This window comes from Pseudonocardia sp. 2-7 (assembly GCF_056341085.1).
In genome coordinates, this window is sequence record NZ_CP094507.1 from 3,860,192 (window position 1) to 3,880,687 (window position 20,496).

General features: G+C 71.2%; 12 protein-coding genes and 3 rRNA genes. 8 read left to right on the plus strand and 7 right to left on the minus strand.

The genetic code is table 11. The annotated features are described in order from the left end of the window. The first annotated feature begins 10 nt into the window (after nucleotides 1-10). Nucleotides 11-1,234 carry a glycosyltransferase gene (locus MTO91_RS18575; RefSeq protein ID WP_476652077.1) on the plus strand — a complete coding sequence of 408 codons (1,224 nt, stop codon included), beginning with the start codon at nucleotides 11-13 and terminating at the stop codon, nucleotides 1,232-1,234. A 9-nt stretch (nucleotides 1,235-1,243) separates the two neighbouring features. Here MTO91_RS18575 and MTO91_RS18580 read toward each other — a convergent pair whose 3' ends face one another. Then, complete coding sequence (locus MTO91_RS18580; protein ID WP_476652078.1) at nucleotides 1,244-1,636, minus strand: Rv2732c family membrane protein; 393 nt, start codon at nucleotides 1,634-1,636, stop codon at nucleotides 1,244-1,246. Nucleotides 1,637-1,928: 292 nt separating this feature from the next. Further along, a complete protein-coding gene (locus MTO91_RS18585) occupies nucleotides 1,929-2,330 on the minus strand; it encodes a zf-HC2 domain-containing protein (protein ID WP_476652079.1) in 402 nt (133 codons plus the stop codon). An 89-nt stretch (nucleotides 2,331-2,419) separates the two neighbouring features. Between MTO91_RS18585 and MTO91_RS18590 the strand changes: the two genes are divergently transcribed. Next, nucleotides 2,420-2,593, plus strand: coding sequence for a hypothetical protein (locus MTO91_RS18590; protein ID WP_476652080.1), 174 nt, complete (start codon nucleotides 2,420-2,422; stop codon nucleotides 2,591-2,593). A gap of 339 nt (nucleotides 2,594-2,932) precedes the next feature. Here MTO91_RS18590 and rrf read toward each other — a convergent pair. From rrf to MTO91_RS18605, 3 genes are all read right to left on the minus strand, one after another. Further along, nucleotides 2,933-3,049, minus strand: a 5S ribosomal RNA gene (gene rrf, locus MTO91_RS18595). A gap of 142 nt (nucleotides 3,050-3,191) precedes the next feature. Further along, nucleotides 3,192-6,274: ribosomal RNA gene (locus MTO91_RS18600) — 23S ribosomal RNA — on the minus strand. 324 nt (nucleotides 6,275-6,598) lie between these two features. Next, nucleotides 6,599-8,118 (minus strand): 16S ribosomal RNA (locus MTO91_RS18605). The 16S, 23S and 5S rRNA genes sit together here, the layout of an rRNA operon. A 518-nt stretch (nucleotides 8,119-8,636) precedes the next feature. Here MTO91_RS18605 and MTO91_RS18610 point away from each other — a divergent pair. From MTO91_RS18610 to MTO91_RS18620, 3 genes are read left to right on the plus strand one after another with little or no spacing between them, the layout of a single operon-like run. Next, a complete protein-coding gene (locus MTO91_RS18610; protein WP_476652082.1) occupies nucleotides 8,637-10,190 on the plus strand; it encodes an ABC transporter ATP-binding protein in 1,554 nt (517 codons plus the stop codon). A gap of 34 nt (nucleotides 10,191-10,224) precedes the next feature. Further along, complete coding sequence (locus tag MTO91_RS18615) at nucleotides 10,225-11,748, plus strand: ABC transporter substrate-binding protein (RefSeq protein ID WP_476652083.1); 1,524 nt, start codon at nucleotides 10,225-10,227, stop codon at nucleotides 11,746-11,748. Continuing rightward, nucleotides 11,745-13,523, plus strand: coding sequence for an ABC transporter permease subunit (locus tag MTO91_RS18620; protein WP_476652084.1), 1,779 nt, complete (start codon nucleotides 11,745-11,747; stop codon nucleotides 13,521-13,523). Before MTO91_RS18615 ends, MTO91_RS18620 begins: the two co-directional genes overlap by 4 nt. A 1-nt stretch (nucleotide 13,524) precedes the next feature. Here the strand turns inward: MTO91_RS18620 and MTO91_RS18625 are convergent, their stop codons facing one another. Together MTO91_RS18625 and MTO91_RS18630 are read right to left on the minus strand one after the other, a co-directional pair. Next, the gene (locus tag MTO91_RS18625; protein WP_476652085.1) at nucleotides 13,525-14,673 is read right to left on the minus strand and encodes a fatty acid desaturase family protein; all 1,149 of its coding nucleotides are present in this window, start codon (nucleotides 14,671-14,673) and stop codon (nucleotides 13,525-13,527) included. A 39-nt stretch (nucleotides 14,674-14,712) separates the two neighbouring features. Continuing rightward, nucleotides 14,713-15,837: a ferredoxin reductase gene (locus MTO91_RS18630; RefSeq protein WP_476652087.1), complete on the minus strand. Its 1,125-nt coding sequence runs from the start codon at nucleotides 15,835-15,837 to the stop codon at nucleotides 14,713-14,715. Between the two features lie 174 nt (nucleotides 15,838-16,011). On the opposite strand from MTO91_RS18630, the gene MTO91_RS18635 reads away from it, so the two are divergent. From MTO91_RS18635 to MTO91_RS18645, 3 genes are read left to right on the plus strand one after another with little or no spacing between them, the layout of a single operon-like run. Beyond that, the gene (locus MTO91_RS18635) at nucleotides 16,012-16,797 is read left to right on the plus strand and encodes a MerR family transcriptional regulator (RefSeq protein WP_178373199.1); all 786 of its coding nucleotides are present in this window, start codon (nucleotides 16,012-16,014) and stop codon (nucleotides 16,795-16,797) included. Nucleotides 16,798-16,818: 21 nt separating this feature from the next. Further along, nucleotides 16,819-18,582: an FAD-dependent oxidoreductase gene (locus tag MTO91_RS18640; RefSeq protein WP_476652090.1), complete on the plus strand. Its 1,764-nt coding sequence runs from the start codon at nucleotides 16,819-16,821 to the stop codon at nucleotides 18,580-18,582. Beyond that, nucleotides 18,579-20,465 carry a maleylacetate reductase and hydroxyquinol 1,2-dioxygenase domain-containing protein gene (locus MTO91_RS18645; protein ID WP_476652091.1) on the plus strand — a complete coding sequence of 629 codons (1,887 nt, stop codon included), beginning with the start codon at nucleotides 18,579-18,581 and terminating at the stop codon, nucleotides 20,463-20,465. Before MTO91_RS18640 ends, MTO91_RS18645 begins: the two co-directional genes overlap by 4 nt. Nucleotides 20,466-20,496: the final 31 nt, after the last annotated feature.

Consider the following 20,496-nt stretch of genomic DNA (forward strand, 5'->3'; position numbering starts at 1 on the left):
TCATGATCGGGTGCTCGTCCTCTGCAGTGTCACCGGTTCCCCCTCGCACGGCCGGGCCGTGCTCCCCTTCGCCCGCGCGCTGGGCGACGCGGGCCACCGGGTCGTGGTGGCGTGCCCGCCCGACATCGCGGGGGTGTTCGACGGTGCGCCGGTCGTCGTCGCGCCGGTGTTCGCGACGATGGCCGACTCCGCCGAGCACCTCGGCCCGGCCCTCGCCCGGCTCGGTGGGCCCGCCGCGCTGGCGACGCTGACCGCGACCGAGGTGACGACGGCGCTGCTGCCCACCCTGTTCGCCGGTCCGCAGGTGACGGGCTCGGCCCGGGCGCTGCTCGCGCTGGTGGAGTCGCACGGGACGCCGGACCTGGTGCTGCGCGACGGCGGCGAGACCGCGGGGTTCCTGGTGGCCGAGCACCTGGGGGTGCCGTACGTGGCGGCGCCGTCGGGTGCGGGCAACGTCCTCTCGCCGGACGTCGTGGCCGACGCGCTGGCGGAGCGTCGCGACGAGCTCGGCTTCGCCGCCCCGGACGACCCGGCCGCGCTGCACCGGTGGGGGCGGCTGGACTGCATGCCGCCGCAGTTCTCGCTGGCGGGGCCGCAGATCGCGCCGGCGCGAGCGTTCCGCCAGGACGACCAGGTCTCCCGCGGCGAGACGCTGCCCGGCTGGGTCGGCGCGCTGCCCGGGAGCCGGCCGCTGGTCGTCGCGGGGCTGGGGACGGCGATGCCGGCGATGGCCGGGCGTGCCGAGCGCCGCGCCCCCGTCGACCCGCACGCCGCGCTGCGCACGGTGGCCGAGGCGGCGTCCCGGCTCGACGCCGAGGTGGTGCTGTCCACCGGTGGCCTCCCGGTCGACGACCTGGCGCTGCCCGCACACGTGCATCCCGCGCCGTGGGTGCCGCAGCCGCTGCTCCTGCAGGTCGCGGATCTGTTCCTGACCCATGGCGGCTACAACGGCGTCCGCGAGGCCGTGCGGCACGGCGTCCCGCTGGCGGTGCTGCCGCAGTTCGGGGACCAGGAGCACAACGCCCGCCGGATCGCCGAGCTCGGGCTGGGCGCGCACTGCACGCCCGACGCCGCCGAGATCGCCGCGACGTGCACCCGGCTCCTGGGCGACGACGACGTCCGCGCGCGGATGCGCTCGGCCCAGCGCGCGATGCTGGCGCTGCCGCCGGTGGAGGACGCCGTCGGCGTCCTGGAGGACCTGGCCGCGCGTCGGGTCCCCGCGCTCGTGGCCTGACCTGCCGGGTCAGGCGGGCGGGCCGTGCGCGGCGCGCGGCCCGCAGGCGACGACGGTGCGCGCCCAGGTGCCGAACAGCACGAGCACCCCGAGCACGGTGACGATCAGGCCCGGCCCGATGTCGTCGGTGCCGGTGACCGCGGTCTGCCGCGACCACACCGCCCAGAGCCCGGTGACCGCGCCGACGCCGGTGACGGTGGCCGCGGTCCAGGCCAGCGGCCAGAACCGGGTCAGGAGGGCGAGCACCGACACCCCCACCGCGACGACCGCGACCACGGTGAACAGCCACGGCAGCGGGCCCATCGCGGCCCGGCCGACGAGGACCTCCCACCCGGCGCCGCGGGTGGACCAGGGCATGAGCAGCGCTGCGACGACGGCGGCGACCCCCCGCCCCGGCGACAACCGAGGCGGGACCGGGGTCGATCCAGCGGTCGACCCGCCATGCGATGCGGGTGAGCTCGTCGGCGAGCTCGGGTGACGCCTGCGGGGACAGCGCGCCCGGGCCGGGCGTACGCGGTGCGCTCATGCGGCTCCCTCGTCGTCACTGCGGTGCCGGAATGTCGGGACCGCCATTGCATCACGACCGCACCGGCCGCGGCGCCACCGACGGGGTGGCTCCGGGTGCCGGTCGGCGAGCCCGCCGCGCGCACCGCCCGGCGGTTCCGGCCGCACCGGACCGGCCGTCTCCTCTCCCCTAGGCAACGCGCACGGCGCAGCGGCAGGGCGCGCCCTGCTGGCAGCCGCAGCCGCAGGTACTCGCGCACCCGCAGGCCGAGGTCGCCGCGCCCACCGGGGCACGTCCCGCCGACCCGCTGCAGCAGCCGCCGTCGAGACAGCTCAGCCGCGGGACGGCCGGGAGCGGTGGTGCCGGTGCCGGGGCGGAGACGCCGAGCGCGGCGAGTACCCGGTCGGTGAGATCGGGGACCGAATCCGCCGGACCGACCCGCGCGAGCCGTCCGAGGCGGTCGGCGCCGTCGGCGAAGGCGCGGCAGGACGCGCACCCGGCGAGGTGGTCCTCGGCCGCCGCGCGCTCGTCGTCGCCCGCCTCACCGTCGAGACGGGCGGACAGCACCTCGCGGTAGCCCTGACAGTCCATACCGTCACTGTCGTACACGAGGCCCGTCCGGTTCCACCCGACCCCCGTCCGTGTTCCGTCCGCGCGTCCCGACACCGACGACGTGCGCGGTGAGGACGGTGCGCGGCCAGGGGTTCGACCTCGCTCGACGCGGCCCGTCGGACGGGTCCGGTCTCGTCGACGGGGGTCTGCTCCGGCCCGCCCGGGTCCACCGCGAACTCGCGGCGCTGCTGCGCGCCGACGGCTTCTCCTGCGTCGACGACGCCGTGGGCGCCGATCTCTGACACCCGCAGCGCCGGTGTTCCCGCCGGCCGCCCTCCGCGCATCCCACGTCGCACACGTTTCTGCGACCTCGCAGCCCCTGCAGAGGGCGCGAGACCACAGGAAAGGGTGCGAGGTGCGGCCGGCCCACCAGCAGGACCGGACCGAGATGCGGCCCCCGACTCCACCGGGGGAGCGGCACGCCCTGACCAGCGACCCCGCACGACCCACACCAGCGCTCGGGAACGGACACCCCACCCGGGCCGGGCCGGGCCGGGCCGCACGCATCGGACCGAGAAACGGTCCGGAAACGAGAAATGCCCCGGACTCGAAAGTCCGGGGCATCTCCCATGAAAGTTGAATGTCGGCGACGACCTACTCTCCCACACCCTGGCGAGTGCAGTACCATCGGCGCTGGAAGGCTTAGCTACCGGGTTCGGAATGGGACCGGGCGTTTCCCTACCGCAATGACCACCGACAACACTATCCAACTATCACCCCACCCCGAAACCGGGACAGGGGTCGAGCACACAAACCAACCCCACACCGTCCCGGGCATACCCGGGAAAAGGTGTGGATGGTTGTGGACTCAGGGTCACACAGTGGATGCGAACAACTCGTTGTGGCAAGCCCTCGGCCTATTAGTACCGGTCAACTCCACCCCTCACAGGGCTTCCATCTCCGGCCTATCAACCCAGTCATCTACTGGGAGCCTTACCCACTCGAAGGTGGTGGGAGACCTCATCTTGGAACAGGCTTCCCGCTTAGATGCCTTCAGCGGTTATCCCTCCCGAACATAGCCAACCAGCCGTGCCCCTGGCGGGACAACTGGCACACCAGAGGTTCGTCCGTCCCGGTCCTCTCGTACTAGGGACAGCCTTCCTCAAGTCTCCAACGCGCGCGGCGGATAGGGACCGAACTGTCTCACGACGTTCTAAACCCAGCTCGCGTACCGCTTTAATGGGCGAACAGCCCAACCCTTGGGACCTACTCCAGCCCCAGGATGCGACGAGCCGACATCGAGGTGCCAAACCATGCCGTCGATATGGACTCTTGGGCAAGATCAGCCTGTTATCCCCGGGGTACCTTTTATCCGTTGAGCGACACCCCTTCCACAAGGTGGTGCCGGATCACTAGTCCCGACTTTCGTCCCTGCTCGACCCGTCAGTCTCACAGTCAAGCTCCCTTGTGCACTTACACTCAACACCTGATTGCCAACCAGGCTGAGGGAACCTTTGGGCGCCTCCGTTACTCTTTGGGAGGCAACCGCCCCAGTTAAACTACCCACCAGGCACTGTCCCTGAACCAGATCATGGCCCGAGGTTAAGACACCCAATTCGACCAGAGTGGTATTTCAACAACGACTCCACCACCACTGGCGTGGCGATTTCACAGTCTCCCACCTATCCTACACAAGCCGAACCGAGCACCAATACCAAGCTATAGTAAAGGTCCCGGGGTCTTTCCGTCCTGCCGCGCGTAACGAGCATCTTTACTCGTAGTGCAATTTCGCCGAGTCTGTGGTCGAGACAGCGCCCAAGTCGTTACGCCATTCGTGCAGGTCGGAACTTACCCGACAAGGAATTTCGCTACCTTAGGATGGTTATAGTTACCACCGCCGTTTACTGGCGCTTAAATTCTCCGCTTCGCCCCGAAGAGCTAACAGGTCCTCTTAACGTTCCAGCACCGGGCAGGCGTCAGTCCGTATACATCGTCTTGCGACTTCGCACGGACCTGTGTTTTTAGTAAACAGTCGCTTGGGCCTGGTCTCTGCGACCGGCCGTCCCTAGCCCGCAAGGAGCCTCAAGACAACCGGCCCTCCTTCTCCCGAAGTTACGGAGGTATTTTGCCGAATTCCTTAACCACAGTTCGCTCGATCGCCTCGGTATTCTCTACCTGACCACCTGTGTCGGTTTGGGGTACGGGCCGCAACAGCACTCGCTAGAGGCTTTTCTCGACAGCATGGGATCACCCTCTTCGCCTCAATCGGCTACGCATCACCTCTCACCCTTAAATGAGCCCCGGATTTACCTAGGACTCGGGCTACAGGCTTACACCACGACAACCACCGCGTGGCGGAGCTACCCTCCTGCGTCACCCCATCACTTGCCTACTACCAGATCGGATCCCACGCTCCCCCACAAACAACACTCCCGAAGGAACGAAGGTGGGTTCGGATGGTTAGCATCACCAGCCTCGGCATGGACGCACTATCACGAGCACGGGAATATCAACCCGTTGTCCATCGACTACGCCTGACGGCCTCGCCTTAGGTCCCGGCTCACCCTGGGCGGAACAACCTGGCCCAGGAACCCTTGGTCATCCGGCGGCAGAGATTCTCACTCTGCATTCGCTACTCATGCCTGCATTCTCACTCCCACACCCTCCACCCGTAAATCACTCCCGGGCTTCACCAGATGCAGGACGCTCCCCTACCCAACAACACCTAAGTGTCATTGCCACGGCTTCGGCGGTGCGCTTGAGCCCCGCTACATTGTCGGCGCAGGACCACTTGACCAGTGAGCTATTACGCACTCTTTCAAGGGTGGCTGCTTCTAAGCCAACCTCCTGGTTGTCCGGGCGATCCCACATCCTTTCCCACTTAGCGCACGCTTAGGGGCCTTAGCCGGTGATCTGGGCTGTTTCCCTCTCGACCACGAAGCTTATCCCCCGCAGTCTCACTGCCGCGCTCTCACTCACCGGCATTCGGAGTTTGGCTGACTTCGGTAAGCTTGTCGGCCCCCTAGGCCATCCAGTGCTCTACCTCCGGTGAGAAACACACGACGCTGCACCTAAATGCATTTCGGGGAGAACCAGCTATCACGAAGTTTGATTGGCCTTTCACCCCTACCCACAGCTCATCCCCCAGGTTTTCAACCCTGGTGGGTTCGGGCCTCCACGACGTCTTACCGACGCTTCACCCTGGCCATGGGTAGATCACTCCGCTTCGGGTCTACACCCCGCGACTCAGACGCCCTATTCGGACTCGCTTTCGCTACGGCTACCCCACACAGGTTAACCTCGCCACGAAGCATAACTCGCAGGCTCATTCTTCAAAAGGCACGCCATCACCCCGAAAGGCTCTGACGGCTTGTAAGCACACGGTTTCAGGTACTATTTCACTCCCCTCCCGGGGTACTTTTCACCTTTCCCTCACGGTACTTGTCCGCTATCGGTCATCAGGTAGTATTTAGGCTTGACGGGTGGTCCCGCCAGATTCACAGCGAATTTCACGGGCTCGCTGCTACTCGAGAACACGCCCACAACAGAACCCAGTGTTTTCGCGTACGGGGCTATCACCCACTACGGCCGACCATCCCAGAGTCGTTCCGCTAACACAGGCACTTGCTGTCCCACCCTCGGCAGAAGATGAACGACACGTCTCACAACCCCGCACCCGCAACGCCTGCCGGCTTGACACGGACACGGTTTAGCCTCTTCCGCTTTCGCTCGCCACTACTCACGGAATCACTATTGTTTTCTCTTCCTGTGGGTACTGAGATGTTTCACTTCCCCACGTTCCCTCCACGCACCCTATGAATTCAGGTACGGGTAACGCCCCATGACGGGCGCTGGGTTTCCCCATTCGGACACCCTCGGATCACAGCTCGGTTGACAGCTCCCCGAGGCCTATCGCGGCCTCCCACGTCCTTCATCGGCTCCTGATGCCCAGGCATCCACCATGTGCTCTTAACAACTTGACCACAACAAGATGCTCGCATCCACTATGCAACACTCAACCCACAACCACACCAGACCAAGAAACAACCACCACCCACACACGCAGGCGTTAGGAAGCTCTCAACCAGAGCGGCCAAAGAAAACAACCCCAGCTCCGAAGAACCACAGGATGTCCTCTCAGGACCCAACAGTGTGCCAAGCCAAACGGTCCGACGTACTGCGTTCCACCCAACGCACCCGACCCACGAACGAGGCCGCAAATGCGATTCAATGAAGGAACCACAGACTCACCATGAGCACAACTCACAGAGCATCGTGGCGCCCCATCACATGATGGGACTCCTTAGAAAGGAGGTGATCCAGCCGCACCTTCCGGTACGGCTACCTTGTTACGACTTCGTCCCAATCGCCAGTCCCACCTTCGACAGCTCCCTCCACAAGGGTTGGGCCGCCGGCTTCGGGTGTTACCAACTTTCGTGACGTGACGGGCGGTGTGTACAAGGCCCGGGAACGTATTCACCGCAGCGTTGCTGATCTGCGATTACTAGCGACTCCAACTTCACGGGGTCGAGTTGCAGACCCCGATCCGAACTGAGACTCACTTTAAGGGATTCGCTCCACCTCACGGTCTCGCAGCCCTCTGTATGAGCCATTGTAGCATGTGTGAAGCCCTGGACATAAGGGGCATGATGACTTGACGTCATCCCCACCTTCCTCCGAGTTGACCCCGGCAGTCTCCCATGAGTCCCCACCATTACGTGCTGGCAACATGGAACAAGGGTTGCGCTCGTTGCGGGACTTAACCCAACATCTCACGACACGAGCTGACGACAGCCATGCACCACCTGCACACCAACCACAAGGGAAGCCCTATCTCTAGGGATGTCTGGTGCATGTCAAACCCAGGTAAGGTTCTTCGCGTTGCATCGAATTAATCCACATGCTCCGCCGCTTGTGCGGGCCCCCGTCAATTCCTTTGAGTTTTAGCCTTGCGGCCGTACTCCCCAGGCGGGGCGCTTAATGCGTTAGCTGCGGCACAGAAACCGTGGAATGGTCCCCACACCTAGCGCCCAACGTTTACGGCGTGGACTACCAGGGTATCTAATCCTGTTCGCTCCCCACGCTTTCGCTCCTCAGCGTCAGTATCGGCCCAGAGACCCGCCTTCGCCACCGGTGTTCCTCCTGATATCTGCGCATTTCACCGCTACACCAGGAATTCCAGTCTCCCCTGCCGAACTCAAGTGATGCCCGTATCGACCGCACGCTCAGAGTTAAGCCCCAAGTTTTCACGGCCGACGCGACACACCGCCTACGAGCTCTTTACGCCCAATAATTCCGGACAACGCTCGCACCCTACGTGTTACCGCGGCTGCTGGCACGTAGTTGGCCGGTGCTTCTTCTCCAGGTACCGTCAATCGCTCTTCGTCCCTGGCGAAAGAGGTTTACAACCCGAAGGCCGTCATCCCCCACGCGGCGTCGCTGCGTCAGGCTTCCGCCCATTGCGCAATATTCCCCACTGCTGCCTCCCGTAGGAGTCTGGGCCGTGTCTCAGTCCCAGTGTGGCCGGTCGCCCTCTCAGGCCGGCTACCCGTCACCGCCTTGGTAGGCCATCACCCCACCAACAAGCTGATAGGCCGCGGGCCCATCCCCCACCGAAAAAACTTTCCACCACCAACCATGCGATCAGTGGTCCTATCCGGTATTAGACCCAGTTTCCCGGGCTTATCCCAGAGTGGAGGGCAGGTCACCCACGTGTTACTCACCCGTTCGCCGCTCGTGTACCCCCGAAAGGGCCTTACCGCTCGACTTGCATGTGTTAAGCACGCCGCCAGCGTTCGTCCTGAGCCAGGATCAAACTCTCCAACAAAACCCTGACTTGCAACAAACAACTAGCCACAACACCCGACGGGATCGAATGCTGCAACCAAACAAACAATTTGGCACAAAACGCCAAACCGAATCAAAATAGCTCGACACACTGTTGAGTTCTCAAAAGACACCCGCACCGCACTCACCCAACCCCCTGAAAAGGAGGCGGGATCCTGAAGACGGATTGCCTTGACCCACAAAGGTAACCACATCGAGAAACTCGATGAACCACCGGGGGTCGCTGTCCGCGGGGCCTGTTGACCGGGCCTCTCAGGGCCCGTTCTGTCCGGCTCACTCGCTGACAGGAAGAAAGTTACACGGTCCGTCGGACGCCGTTCACAGGGGGGTCGGTTTTCCACATCGCCGCAGGTCAGCGGGCTCGTGGCGCCGCCACCCCGGCACGCTGGGCCGACGGGCCGCAGGCGCGGCGTCGTCGCACCCCGTCCGGGACCGGGCCGGCGCGTGTGATCGGGACATTGACGACAAACGATAACCGTCGTGGTTATCGTTCCGGTGATGTCGACACACCCGAACGGACCCGGCTCCGCCACCCCCCTGCTCGCGATCGAGGCGCTGACGGTCACCGTCGGCGGTCGCGACGTCGTCGACGGGGTGGGCCTGCGGGTCGGACCGGGTGAGCGGGTCGCGCTCCTCGGCCCGTCGGGGTCCGGCAAGTCCCTGACCGCTGCCGCGGTGCTCGGGCGCCTCCCCGCCGTCGCGTCGCTGCGGGGCCGCGTCCTGCTGGGCGGTACCGACGTGGGCGCGGTCCCGGCCGCGCGGCGGGACCGCGCGGTCCGGCTGGCGGCCGTCGGGCAGGACACCCGCACCGCGCTCAATCCCCTGGTGGCGGTGGGGACCCAGCTGCGGGCCGCGGTGCGGGCCAACGGGGGTGACGACCGGCCCGGGGCCCTGCGGGAGGCCCTCGCGGCGACCGGCATCGAGGACCCCGGCCGCGTCCTGGGCGGGCATCCCGGCGAGCTGTCCGGCGGGCAGCGCCAGCGCGTGCAGCTGGCGCTCGCCCTGGCCTGCCGCCCGCACCTGCTGGTCGCGGACGAGCCGACCACGGCCCTGGACCCGGTCAACCGGCGGCGCGTGCTCGACCTGCTGGCGTCCGGCCTGGCCGGTTCCGGGACCGCTCTGCTGTTCATCAGCCACAACACCGCCGCCGCGCACGAGCTCTGCGACCGCGCCGTGCATCTGCGCGGGGGGCGCGTCGTGGATCCCGCCCCCCTGCCGGCGCACACCCCGCGGCCCGCTCCCGCGGCGTCCGCCGGCCCCGGTGGCCCGCTGCTCGTCGCCCGTGGCCTGCACCGCGTCCACCCCGGGCCCGGACGGCGTCGCCCGGCGCCGGTGCCCGCGCTGCGCGGGGTCGACCTCACCGTGCACGCGGGCGAGCGCGTCGCCCTGGCCGGGACGTCGGGGGCGGGGAAGTCCACGCTCCTCCGGATCCTGCTCGCCCTCGAGCCCGCCGACGCGGGGTCGGTCACCGCCGACGGCGCGGACGTCCGTCCCGGACCCGTGCGGCGGCTGCGTGCCTTCCGCCGCGCCGTGCAGCACGTCCCGCAGGATCCCGCCGGGTCGCTCGACCCACGGATGACCGCGCGCGAGCTCGTCGCCGAACCGCTGCGCCGCCTCGGGGGCCCGGCCACCCGGTCCGCGGCCGGGCGGACCCGTGCGGCCGCGGCCGCGCTCGACGACGTCGGCCTGCCCGCGGCGCTGGCCGACCGGCGTCCGGGCGAGCTGTCCGGGGGCCAGGCCCAGCGGGTCGCGCTGGCGCGCGCGCTCGTCGTCGGGCCGCGCCTGCTGCTCGCCGACGAGCCGGTGAGCGGGCTCGACCCGGCGCTGCGCGACCAGGTCGTCGACCTGCTCGCCGACACCTGCGCCGCTCGCGGCACCGGGCTGCTCCTGGTGTCGCACGACCTGGCGGTCGCGGCGGCGCTCTGCCCGCGCACCGTCGTCCTGCACGACGGCCTGGTCGTCGAGGACCGGCCGACCGCCGAGCTGCTCGCCGCGCCGCAGCACCCCGCCGTCGCCGCGCTCGTCGGCGCCACGGCCCCCCTGTCCGTCTGAACCGTCCCGCCACCCACGAACCCGGAGGACACCTGTGTCCCGACCCCGCCGCATCGCGGCAGCCCTCGCGCTCGGAGCGTCCGCGCTGCTGCTCACCGGATGCTTCGCCGCCCCACCGCAGACCGGCGGGACGGGCGCGGCCGGCGACCGCGTCGCCGTCGCGATGCTGCAGCCGCCCCGCTCCGGCCTGACCCCCTTCAGCGACGACGCGTTCAAGCTGTCCCGCTGGCGCACCGCCGAGACCCTGGTGCAGCTCGACGCCGCCGGCGACGCCCTGCCGATGCTCGCCAGCTCCTGGTCCCGCGTCGACCCCACGACCTGGCGGTTCACGCTGCGCGACGACGTCGCCTTCCACGACGGCACCGCGCTGACCGCCGCGCACGTCGCCGACGTGCTCACCCGTGCGACCCGGGCCTCGCCGCCCCCGCGGATCCTCGACGGCGTCGACCTCGCCGCCCGCGCCGACGGCGACGACGCGGTGCTGGTGACCACCGGCGTGGCCGACCCGCTGGTCCCGCAGCGCCTGTCCAGCCCGCAGCTGTCGGTGCTCGCCCCCGCCGCCTACACCGGGGACCGCGTGGACCCGGTCGGGCACGGCTCCGGCCCGTTCCGGCTCACCGCGGTGCAGGGCACCACCTCGGCCACCCTCGATCGCCACGACGGCTACTGGGGCGAGCCCGCCCGCGTCGCCGGCGTCGACGTCACCTTCGTCCCGGACGGCGCCGCCCGCGCGGCGGCGCTGCGCACCGGCACCGCCGACGTCGTCGAGGCCGTCCCGCCCGGCCAGTACCCGCTGCTCGACCCCGCGCTGGTGCACGAGGTCCCCATGCCGCGCACCAACACGCTCTACCTGAACACCGCCCGCGGCCCGTTCGCCGACCCCGCCGTGCGCGCCGCCGCCCGTGCCGCCGTCGACCGCGCCGCACTGGTCGCGAGCGCCTACGAGGGACGCGCCGACGTCGCGCAGGGACTGCTCGGGCCCGCGCTGCCGTGGGCCGCGCCGCTGCGCGACGACCCCTCCTACGCGCAGGCGCTCGCCGCCCGCCCCGCGCCCGCGGCGGTGCGCGGCGTGCCGATCACGCTGGGCACCTTCACCGACCGCAGCGAGCTGCCCGAGGTCGCGGTGCTGCTGGAGCAGCAGCTGGAGGCGGCCGGGTTCGTCGTCACCCAGGACGTGCGCGAGTACGCGGCGATCGAGGCCGACGCGCTCGACGGCGCGTTCGACGCGTTCGTGCTGTCCCGCGCGACCGTGCTCGACTCCGGCGACCCCGTCGCCTACCTGGCCAGCGACTTCGGCTGCGGCGGCGGGTTCAACATCTCCCAGTTCTGCGACCCGGGTGTGCAGGCCGCGCTGGAGCGCGCCGCGGGCACCGAGGCCGGACCGGAGCGCCGCGCCGCGACCGCCCGCGCCGAGGCCGCCGTCCTCGCCGCCGACGCCGCCGTCCCGCTGCTGCACGAGCGGGTGATCCAGGGCGAGTCCGCGCGCGTCGACGGGGTCGTCCGCGACCCCCGCGAACGCGATCTGGTCACCACGGACACGGTGCTGGGGGCGCCGTGACCGCGGTGGCCGTCCCGGCGCCGGTCCGGCCGCGGCGGTCCGGGCCGCGCGACGGCGCCGTCGTCGCGCTGTCGCGGGTGCTGGCCGGGGCCGCGGTGGTCGCCGGCGTCGGTGTGCTGCCCTGGCTGTCGCAGCGCTCCCCCGAGCTCGCCGTGCTGCGGGCCCGCTCCGCCGAGCAGGAGGCGACGCCGGCGGCGCTGGCCTCGATCCGCGCGGAGCTCGGGCTCGACGCCGGGCCGTGGGTGGTCGTCGGACGCTGGCTGTCCGGTGTCGCGACCGGGGACCTGGGCACCTCGTGGGCCTCCGGTGCGCCGGTGCTCGGGTCGGTGTTGTCCGGGCTCGGGGTGTCGCTGACCCTGGTGGGCTTCGCGCTCGTCGTCGCCGCGCTGGTGGCGGCGGTGCTGGTCGTCCCGGCCCTGCGCCGCGGTGTGCGCGGCGCGCGCGCCGGGACGGCGGGGGGCTCGGGTGCGGCCGGCGCCGCGCTGACGGCACTGCCGGAGTTCCTGCTCGCGACGTTCCTGCTGGTGGTCGTCGCGGTCTGGCTCGGCTGGCTGCCACCCTACGGCTGGGCGGGCCCGCGGTACGCGGTCCTGCCCGCGCTGGCGCTGGGCCTGCCCGCCGGCGGCCTGGTCGGACGCCTGCTCGCCGAGTCCGTCGCGTCCGCGGCGACCGAACCGTGGGTCGGCACCTGGCAGACCGCCGGATTGCCGCGCCGGCGGACCGCCGCGGCGGTGCTGCGCCGCGCGACCGCGCCGGTGCTGCCCCAGATCGGGCTGGTGCTGGTCGGGCTCACCGGCGGGGCCGTCGCCGTCGAGCAGGTCTTCGCCGTGCCCGGGCTCGGGCGCACGACCCTCGGCGCCGCGGCCACCCTGGACCTGCCGCTGCTGCAGGGCGGGGTGCTGGCCCTGCTCGCCGTCGCGGTGCTCGCCGGCGCCGGGGCGGGGGCCGCCCGCCGGGCGGTGCTCGGCCGGGCCGCCCGCACCGGTGACGTACCCGTCCCCACCGCGGTGACGGCGGTGCGCCGCTCCCGCTGGGTCGTGCCCGGGGTCGCGGGCGGGGTGCTCGTGCTCGTCGTGCTCGCCGGGCTGCCGCGCGACCCGTTCACCTCCGCCCACCCGCGGCTGGCGTGGCCCTCGGCGGCCCTGCCGCTCGGCAGCGACGCCGTCGGGCGCGACCTGCTCGCCCGGGTCGCCCACGGGGCGCTGCTCACCACGGGGACCGCGCTGCTGGTCGTGCTGGTGGCGCTGGTCGTCGGCGTGCTGATCGGGCTGGCGCCACGGATCGCGACCGGGTTCGCCGAGGTCGCGAACGCGGCGCCGCCGGTGCTCGCCGGTCTGGTCGTCGCCGCGGTGCTCGGCCCCTCGGCCGTCGGGGCCGCGGTCGGCGTCGCCCTGGTGAGCTGGGCGCCGCTGGCCGCGCACACGGCGTCGCTGGTGGCCGAGATCCGGGCGCAGCCGCACGTGCGGGTGCTGCCCGTGCTGGGCGTCGGGCCCGCCCGCGCGCTCGGGGCGCACGTGCTGCCCGCCGCGGCCGGCCCGCTGGTGCGGCACGCGGTGCTGCGGCTGCCGGGCACCGCGCTCGCGCTGGCCTCGCTCGGGTTCCTCGGCCTCGGCCCGCAGCCGCCGAGCCCGGAGTGGGGACGGCTGCTGGCCGACGGCATGCCCTACGTCGAGCGCGCCCCCTGGGCCGTGCTGGCACCGGCCGGGATGCTCGTGCTCGTCGCGGTGCTGGCGGTGTCGCTCGCGGCCGCCGGACGGCGGCCGCGAACGCGCTGAGTCAGGCCGCCCGGGCCGCCGCCGGGCGGCGCCGCAGCCCGCGACGCTCCCGGCGGTGCTCGGACTCGCGGATCCCGCGGGCGGGCAGCGACAGCCGCCAGATCGACCGTGTGGCCTGCCAGAACTGCCGCGGGAACGGGCCCGTGGTGTAGGGCAGGTCGTACTTCTCGCACAGCGCCCGGATCTTCACCCCGATCTCCGGGTACCGGTTCGACGGCAGGTCCGGGAACAGGTGGTGCTCGATCTGGTACCCGAGGCTGCCGGACATGACGTGCATCAGGCGGTTGCCGGTGAAGTTGGCCGAGCCGAGCAGCTGGCGCAGGTACCACTCGCCGCGCGTCTCCCCCTCCAGCTCCTCCTCGGTGAAGACCTCGGCGCCGTCGGGGAAGTGCCCGCAGAAGATGATCGCGTAGGACCAGATGTTGCGGACGACGTTCGCGGTGGCGTTCGCGGTCAGCGTCGAGACCGCGGCGGGGCCGGTGAGCAGCGGGAACAGCAGGAAGTCCTTGCGCATCTGCCGGGCGTGCTTGCGGCCGACGTCGAGCAGCTTGCGGCGGAACTCCTCGGGGTCCTCCAGCTGCATCTTCAGCAGGCCGTCGACGTCGAGGTCGTGCAGCGACACACCGTGCTCGAACAGCAGCATCAGCAGGACGTTCCAGAACGGCTGCCCCAGGTAGGCGGGGTGCCAGGGCTGGTCGGCGCGGACCCGGAGGATCTCGTAGCCGACGTCCTTGTCCTTGCCGATCACGTTCGTGTACGTGTGGTGCAGGTAGTTGTGCGAGTGCCGCCACTGCTCGGCGGGGCACACGTTGTCCCACTCCCACGTCGACGAGTGGATCTCCGGGTCGTTCATCCAGTCCCACTGGCCGTGCATGACGTTGTGCCCGATCTCCATGTTCTCCAGGATCTTCGCGACCGAGAGCATGGCGGTGCCGGCGAGCCAGAGCGGCGGGATCCGGCTGCCGAACAGCGTGACCCGCGCGGCGACGTTCAGCCGCCGCTGCCAGGTGATCATCGTGCGGATGTAGTCGGCGTCGTGCTGGCCGCGACGCTCCTCGACGTCGGCGCGGATCGCGTCGAGCTCGTGCCCGATCGCCTCCACGTCGGCCTCGGTGAGGTGGGCGAACTCCTTGACGTCGGAGATGGCCACGACGTTCCTCCTGGGTGTGAGCGGTGTCGGGTCTCGGTGTCAGATCTCCAGGACGCAGTCACCGGCGGCGGCGGTGATGCACGTCTGGATCCTCTCGGCGGGGGTGTCGGGGTCGCCGCGGCGTTCGGTGCCGTCGCGCAGGTCGCGCACCGAGCCCGACCGCAGGCCGACGGTGCAGGTGTGGCAGATGCCCATCCGGCAGCCGTAGGGCAGGTCGAGGCCGGCCTGCTCCCCGGCGTCGAGGAGGGTGGTGGCGCCGTCGATGTCGACGGTGGCGTCGCCGTCGCCCGAGGAGGTGGCGGCGGAACCGCGGCGGACGAAGGTGACCGTGCCGCCCTCCGGCTCACCCCCGCGCAACGACGCGGAGAAGCGCTCGACATGCAGCGCCGCGCCCCGGCCCGCGGACTCCCACAGGTCCTCGGCCTCGTCGAGCATCGCCTCCGGGCCGCACGCCCAGGTGCTGCGCTCGCGCCAGTCCGGGCAGTACTCGGCCAGCCCGTCGGGGGTGAGCCTGCCGTGCTCACCGGTGAGGTGCAGCTGCACCCGCAACGACGGTTGCCGCGCGGACAGGGCGTCGAGCTCGTCGGCGAAGATGACGTCGCCGTCGCGCGGGGCCGAGTGCACGAGCACCACGTCGGTGACGGTGTCGCGACGGTCCAGGGTCCGCAGCATCGCCATGATCGGGGTGATGCCGCTGCCCGCGGTGAGGAACAGCAGCCGCTCCGGTGGCGGGTCGGGCAGCACGAACTCGCCCTGCGGCAGCGCCAGGCGCACCACCGTGCCGGGCCCGACGCCGTCGACGAGATGGCGGGACAGGAAGCCCTCCGGCATCGCCTTCACGGTGATCGAGATGTGCCTGCGGTCGCGGCGCGGCTCGGAGGTCAGCGAGTAGGACCGCCAGTGGAACCGGCCCTCCACCTCGACGCCGATCCCGACGTACTGGCCGGCGCGGTGGTCGAACGACCACCCCAGGCCGGGACGGATGACCAGTGTCGCGGCGTCGGCCGTCTCGGGCACGACCTTCACCACCCGCCCGCGCAGCTCCCGTACCGACCACAGCGGGTTGAGCAGCAGCAGGTAGTCGTCGGGCAGCAGTGGCGTGGTGAAACGGGCGGCCGCCTTGCGTGCGCGGCGCAGCCCCCTCGGCAGTACGGCGTCGGTCATGACCCACCTCGTCGTCGCGGTCGGGGACCATCGGACCCGATCTCGGTGACGACGGCAAGTTGGGACGGCGACACCCCCGTCACCAGTGACGACGGCGTCGGCCTCCGACCTGCGGGAACGTTACATCGGTTTCTCCAACAACGATGTCGAGATCGACTGTCTAGGATCGTCCGGGTGGCGGACTTCCCGATCGAGGAGCTGGCCCGCCGGGCGGGGATGACCGTGCGGACGGTGCGGTCCTACATCACGCGCGGGTTGCTCCCGCCGGGCGAGCGGGCCGGCCGGGCCGCCCGCTACACCGACACCCACCTCGACCGGCTGGACCTGGTCAACGGGCTGCGCCGGCGCGGCTTCTCCCTCGGGGCGATCGAGGTGCTCGTCACCCAGGACCCCGGACGGACCGCCGAGGAGGCACTGCGGCTCTACCGCGGGATGCTCGCCCCGTGGCAGCCGGAGGAGCCCGTCGAGGTCGACGGGACGGAGCTGCCCACCCACCTCGGGCTCGACCCGGACGCGGTGTCGGCCGACGAGCTGGTCCGGCACCTGTGCGCGACGGGCGTCGTCGAGACCGCGGCGCACGGACGGCTGCGCATCCTGCAGCCCGACCTCGCCCGGGCCGCCGCGGAGGCCGTACGGCTCGGCATCCCGCCCGCCGCGCTGGTGGGGCTGCGCCGGCGCCTCGACGACCACACCGGCGCCGTCGCCGAGATGTTCGTCGAGCTGTTCGCCCGGCAGGTGTGGGACGAGCACGTCGAGGCCGGGCTGCCCGCCGGCGACGCGCCCCGGATCCAGCAGACCGTCGAGCAGCTGCAGCCGGTCGCGACACTGGCGCTGCTGTCGTCGTTCCGCTCGCGCATGCAGGACGCGATGGACGCCTTCATCACCCGGATCTCCGACGACATCTCCCCCGAGGCCGGACGCGCGATGGGGATCCGGACGACGGACCTGGACGATCGTTGACTCTTCAACGATGATGCGCCGGTGAGCACCGTGACGACGGACGTCCTCGTGATCGGCAGCGGGCCCGCGGGCTCCTCGGCCGCCCTGTTCCTCGCCGGTCTCGGCGTGGACCACCTCGTGATCACCAAGTACCGGTGGACCGCCGACACCCCGCGAGCGCACATCACCAACCAGCGCACCGTCGAGATCCTGCGCGACCAGGGGGTGGAGGCCGACGTCGTCGCCGAGGGGACGCCGTCGCACCTCATGGGCGAGACGGTGTTCTGCACCGCGCTCGCCGGCGACGAACTCGGCCGGGTCCGGACCTGGGGCACCCACCCCGCGCGGCGCGCCGACTACACCCTGGCCAGCCCCTCGTCGCACTGCGACCTGCCCCAGAACATCCTCGAGCCGATCCTGGTGGGCCGGGCCGCCGAGCGCGGCAGCCGGGTCCGCTTCGACACCGAGTACAGCCACCACGTCCAGGACGACGACGGCGTCACCGTCACCGCGCGCGACCGGCTCACCGGGGCGGAGCTGACGATCCGGGCCCGCTACGTGATCGGCGCCGACGGTGGGCGCAGCGCCGTCGCCCGGGACGCGGGCCTGCCCTTCGACGGCCGCGGCGAGCTCGCGGGCAGCATGAACATCGTCTTCGACGCCGACCTCACCGCGCTGGTCGAGCACCGCCCGAGTGTCCTGTACTGGGTGTTGCAGCCCGGTGCCGACGTCGGCGGCATCGGGATGGGCGTGCTGCGCATGGTGCGGCCGTGGACCCGCTGGATGGCGATCTGGGGCTACGACCTCGCCGGTCCCCCGCCGGAGCTCGACGACGCCGCGGCGACGGCGATCGTCCACGACCTGATCGGTGACGACTCCGTGCCGGTGACGATCCGCTCGACCTCGGTGTGGACGGTCAACGAGCAGTGGGCCACCCGCTACCGGTCGGGCCGGGTGTTCTGCGCCGGTGACGCCGTGCACCGCCACCCGCCGTCGAACGGGCTGGGCTCCAACACCTCGATCCAGGACTCCTACAACCTGTGCTGGAAGCTGGCGATGGTGCTGCGCGGCACCGCCGGGCCGGGGCTGCTGGACTCCTACGACGCCGAGCGCGCCCCCGTCGGCGAGCAGATCGTGCGTCGCGCCAACCGCTCGGTGGAGGAGTTCGGCCCCATCTTCACCGCGCTCGGGCTCACCCCGGGCGCCGATCCCGAGGCCATGCGCGCCTCGATGGCGGCCCGCGCCGACGACTCCCCCACCGGGGCCCGGCGGCGCGCCGAGCTGCGGGCGGCGCTGGAGGCCAAGGACTACGAGTTCAACGCGCACGGCGTCGAGATGGGTCAGGCCTACACCGGCCCCGGCGTCGTCGCCGACGGCACTCCCGAGCCGCCGCCCGAGCGCGACCCGGAGCTGTTCTACCGGCCGACGACCCGGCCCGGGCACCGGCTGCCGCACTGCTGGCTGGGCCGCGACGGGCACCGGGTCTCCACCCACGACATCACCGGCAAGGGCCGGTTCGCCCTGCTCACCGGTATCGCGGGCGGCACCTGGGCCACGGCCGCGGACACCGTCGCCGCCGAGCTGGGGATCGACCTGGCCGCGCACGTGGTCGGCCCGGGCCGCGAGCACACCGACCTCTACGACGACTGGGCCCGGCTGCGCGAGGTCGGCGAGGACGGCTGCGTGCTCGTCCGCCCCGACGCCCACGTCGCCTGGCGCAGCGACGCGCTCGTCGCCGACCCGGCGGCCGCGCTGCGCGAGGTGCTGGCGAGCATCCTGGACCGGACCCCGGAGGTGACCGCATGACCGGCTTCGTCCACGAACCCTCCCCCGCGCGGGTGGTGTTCGGCCCCGGCACGATCGACGACCTCGCCGCGGAGGTGACACGGCTCGGCCGGTCGCGGGTGTTCCTCGTCGGCGGCCGCCACCCCGCGGGCGCGGCGGACCGGGCGCGGGCCGCGCTCGGGTCGCTGCTCGCCGGACAGTTCGACCGGGCCGCCGTGCACACCCCGGTGACGGTGACCGACGAGGCGCTGGCGGCGTTCACCGCGGCCGGGGCGGACTGCGTCGTCGCGATCGGGGGCGGCTCGCAGATCGGGCTGTCCAAGGCGCTCGCGGTGCGGACCGGTGCGGACCAGGTCGTCGTCCCCACGACGTACTCGGGCTCGGAGTGCACCGCGGTGCTCGGCGAGCTGGGGGTGGACACGCCGGGGGTGAAGACCACCCGGACCGACCCGGCGATCCGGCCGGAGACCGTCGTCTACGACACGACGCTCGTCGCCGACCTGCCGTCGCGGGTGGGGGTGCCGAGCGCGGTGAACGCGCTGGCACACGCCGTCGAGGCGCTGTGGAGCACCGACCGCGACCCGCTGACCGACGCCGCCGCCCTGGAGTCGGTGCGGCTGCTCACCGCGGGGCTGCGCGACGGCGACACCGACGCGCTGCTGCGCGGGGCATGGCTGGCCGGGACCTGCCTGGACCGGGCCGGCATGGCGCTGCAGCACAAGCTCGCCCACACCGTCGGCGGCTCCCTGGACCTGCCGCACGCCCCGACCCACGCGGTGCTGCTGCCGCACGTGATCGCCCACAACGCCGCCGCCGCACCGCGGATCGCCGAGGCGCTCGGACCGGACCCGGCCGGGACGGTGTTCGACCTGCTCGTCGCCGCCGGCGGGCCGACGTCGCTGGCCGGGCTGGGCGTCGACGAGGCCGACCTGGACCGGCTCGCCGACCAGGCCGTCGCGCGGCCGTACCCGAACCCGGTGCCGGTGACCCGCGACGGCGTGCGTGCCCTGCTCGGGCGGGCCTGGGCCGGGGAGCGGCCGGGCGACCCGGTGCGCGCCACCCTGGACGCGCTGACCGCGCAGGTCACCGCGTCGTTCGGCGGGCCCGACGAGCGGCTCCGCACCCTGCTGGCCGCGCTCGCGGCCACCCTGCACGGCTACGCGCGCGAGCACGACCTGACCCAGGACGAGTGGCAGACCGCGATCGACTTCCTCACCCGGACCGGGCACCTCACCGACGAGCGGCGCCAGGAGTTCGTGCTGCTCTCGGACACCCTCGGACTGTCCAGTGTGGTGGACGTGCTGACCAACTCCCGCACCCCGGACACCACGTCCTCGGCCGTGCTCGGGCCGTTCTACACCGACGGCCCGCCGGAGCTGGACCAGGGAACCGACGTCTCCGCGGGGAAGAAGGGCACCCCGCTGTGGGTGGACGTGGTCGTCACCGACACCGGTGACGAGCCGGTCGCCGGGGCGGTCGTCGACATCTGGCAGTCCGACGAGGACGGCTTCTACGACCTGCAGCTGCCCGAGACCGAGGGCCCCGTCCTGCGCGGCCGGTTCCGCACCGACGACGCGGGCCGGCTGCGGTTCCGCTCGATCCTGCCCGCCGCCTACCCGATCCCGGCCGACGGACCGGTCGGGGAGATGCTGCACGCCACCGGACGGCACCCCTTCCGGGCGCCGCACCTGCACTTCCTCATCCAGGCGCCGGGGCACCGGCAGCTGATCACGCAGCTGTTCGTCGCCGGTGGGGAGCACCTCGACTCGGACACGGTGTTCGGTGTGAAGGAGGACCTGGTCGTGGACTTCGCGCCGCGCAGCGGCCCGATGCCCGACGGCGTCGAGCCCGACGGGGAGTGGCGGCTGCTGGAGTTCACCTTCCGGATCGCCCGCGATCGCTGATCCCTGCCCGATTCCGGGCAGATTCCTGGCC